3 protein-coding genes are annotated in these 3,020 nt (G+C 59.9%); all 3 read left to right on the forward strand.

What is annotated here, in order from left to right; translation table 11 throughout:
• Positions 1 to 93: 93 nt before the first annotated feature.
• The 3 genes from PMI23_RS25975 to PMI23_RS25985 all read left to right on the forward strand — a co-directional run bounded on the left by PMI23_RS25975 (position 94) and on the right by PMI23_RS25985 (position 2,950).
• Positions 94 to 1,059, forward strand: a complete 966-nt coding sequence (locus PMI23_RS25975; protein ID WP_007911275.1) for an L-carnitine dehydrogenase — start codon at positions 94 to 96, stop codon at positions 1,057 to 1,059.
• A gap of 226 nt (positions 1,060 to 1,285) precedes the next feature.
• A complete protein-coding gene (locus PMI23_RS25980) occupies positions 1,286 to 1,762 on the forward strand; it encodes a thioesterase family protein (RefSeq protein WP_007911277.1) in 477 nt (158 codons plus the stop codon).
• Between the two features lie 24 nt (positions 1,763 to 1,786).
• Entirely contained in the window at positions 1,787 to 2,950 is a 1,164-nt protein-coding gene (locus tag PMI23_RS25985; protein WP_007911279.1) for a gamma-butyrobetaine dioxygenase, read from the forward strand.
• The last annotated feature ends 70 nt before the right edge of the window (positions 2,951 to 3,020 follow it).

A 3,020-nucleotide genomic window follows, 5' to 3' on the forward strand; every position in this document is an offset into this window, starting at 1 on the left:
TGCGATCTTTTGATTTTGTTTCTCAAGATCAAGATCAAAAGATCGCAGCCTTCGGCAGCTCCTACAGGGATTACCTTCCACGGGAAAATTCCTATGAGCTTTATCACCGAAATCAAGACCTTCGCCGCGCTGGGCAGCGGTGTCATCGGCAGCGGCTGGGTCGCCCGCGCCCTCGCCCACGGCCTCGACGTGGTGGCTTGGGATCCGGCCCCCGGCGCCGAAGCAGCACTGCGCAAACGTGTGGCCAATGCCTGGGGCGCGCTAGAGAAAAGCGGTCTGGCGCCGGGTGCTTCGCAGGATCGTCTGCGCTTTGTCGCGACCATCGAAGAGTGCGTGCGCGATGCCGATTTCATTCAAGAAAGCGCCCCGGAACGTCTAGAGCTGAAACTCGATCTGCACAGCAAGATCAGCGCCGCGGCCAAGCCCAATGCGTTGATCGGTTCGAGTACCTCGGGCCTGCTGCCAAGTGAGTTCTACGAGAGCTCGACGCACCCGGAACGCTGCGTGGTCGGCCACCCGTTCAACCCGGTTTATCTGCTGCCGCTGGTGGAAGTGGTCGGTGGCAAGAACACCGCTCCGGAAGCTGTGCAAGCAGCGATGAAAGTCTACGAATCCCTCGGCATGCGCCCGTTGCATGTGCGCAAGGAAGTGCCTGGGTTCATCGCCGACCGCTTGCTCGAAGCGCTGTGGCGTGAAGCGCTGCACCTGGTCAATGACGGCGTGGCGACCACTGGCGAAATCGACGATGCGATCCGTTTTGGCGCCGGGTTGCGCTGGTCGTTCATGGGCACGTTCCTGACTTACACGCTGGCCGGTGGCGATGCGGGCATGCGTCACTTCATGTCGCAATTCGGCCCGGCGTTGCAGTTGCCGTGGACCTATCTGCCGGCGCCGGAGCTGACTGACAAGTTGATTGATGATGTGGTGGATGGCACCAGCGATCAGCTTGGTCGTCACAGTATTTCGGCGCTGGAGCGTTATCGTGATGATTGTTTGCTGGCGGTGCTGGAGGCGGTGAAGACTACCAAGGAGAAGCATGGGATGGCGTTCAGCGAGTGATGTTTCTGGCATGACATCGTGGCCCTCACCCTAGCCCTCTCCCAGAGGTAGAGGGGACCGACCGCGGTGTTTATGCGAGCCGCACCGACCTGATTTATCGAGCCGAACTCAAGTTTTGAAAGGCCCCCGATCTGCTCCCTTTCCCCCTCTCCCCCCTGGGGGAGAGGGCTGGGGTGAGGGGGTAGCTTTTGATCTTGAAAACCACCTAACTGCCGGAGCCCAAACCATGCCCCAGCTCACCACCTACCAAACCAAAATCATCCCCGACTGGGTCGACTACAACGGCCACCTGCGCGATGCCTTCTACCTGCTGATTTTCAGCTACGCCACCGATGCCCTGATGGATCGCCTCGGCATGGACAGCAACAACCGCGAAGCCAGCGGCCACTCGCTGTTCACCCTCGAACTGCACCTCAACTATCTGCACGAAGTGAAGCTCGATACCGAGGTTGAAGTGCACACGCAAATCATCGGCCACGACAGCAAACGCCTGCACCTCTATCACAGCCTGCACAAGGTCGGTGACGAGCAGGAACTGGCCGGTAACGAACAAATGCTCCTGCACGTCGACCTCGCCGGCCCGCGTTCGGCACTGTTCAGCCCGGACACCTTGAACCGCCTGCAAGACATCATCGCCGAGCAGAAAGACTTGCCCGCTCCCGCTTACATCGGCCGCGTCATCGCGCTGCCACCTGCAAGGTAAATCCATCAATCGCAAGGAGCCGCTATGAACACCGCTGCCGCTGTTGCCGATTTCCGTACTTATCCGTTGATCAGCGCGCTAAGCGGCGTGCAGACCCTGGCGGATCGCGTTGCCATCGCCTGGGCTGACGGTCGCGTCAGCCCGTTTCACCATGTCTGGTTGCGGGACAATTGCCCATGTCAGCAGTGTGTCTACAACGTCACCCGCGAACAGGTTTTCGAGATCGTCGACGCGGCTGATGACCTGAAACCAGCGGCCGCGCACATCGATACCGATGGCTGCCTGCGCGTCGACTGGCAGGACGGTCACCTCAGCCGTTTCGATCCGGGCTGGTTGCGCGCGCATGCCTACGATGATCAATCCCGCGCCGAACGCTTGGCCGCCAAACCCAAGCCCTTTCTATGGCGTAGCGATCTGCAACTCCCTGTGTTCGAATACGCGGCGCTGATGAACGACAACGCCACCCTGCTGCAATGGTTGCTCGCCGTGCGCGACATCGGCCTGACGCAAGTGCGCGGCGTACCCACCGAACCCGGTTCGCTCAAGCTCATCGCGCAACGTATTTCCTTCATTCGTGAAAGCAACTTCGGCGTGCTGTTCAACGTGCAGTCCAAGGCCGATGCCGACAGCAATGCCTACACCGCTTTCAATTTACCGTTGCACACCGATCTGCCCACCCGCGAGCTGCAACCGGGCCTGCAGTTTCTGCATTGCCTGGTGAATGACGCCGAGGGTGGCGAGAGTATTTTTGTCGACGGGTTTGCGATTGCCGATGCGTTGCGCCAGGAAGATCCCGAGTCATTCAAGGCCCTGTGTGAAATCCCCGTGGAGTTTCGCAACAAGGATCGGCACAGCGACTATCGCTGCCTGGCGCCGATCATTGCCCTGGATGCGTTGGGGCGTGTCGCTGAAATCCGCATGGCGAACTTTCTGCGCGGCGCGTTCGATACGTCAGTGGAGCAAATGCCACAGTTGTATCGGGCTTATCGACGCTTCATCGCGATGACCCGCGAGCCACGGTTTCGGCTGATGCAGCGGCTCGTTCCCGGTGAGCTGTGGTGCTTCGATAATCGCCGCACGCTGCATGCGCGCAATGCGTTTGACCCGGGCACGGGGGCGCGGCATTTTCAGGGCTGCTATATCGACCGGGATGAGTTGTTGTCGCGGATCCTCGTGTTGCAACGCTAGACCGTTAAAAGATCGCAGCCTTCGGCAGCTCCTACATTGGAATACGTTCCCTGTAGGAGCTGCCGAATGC

The sequence above is a fragment of the Pseudomonas sp. GM24 genome (assembly GCF_000282235.1).
Taxonomy (GTDB): Bacteria; Pseudomonadota; Gammaproteobacteria; order Pseudomonadales; family Pseudomonadaceae; genus Aquipseudomonas.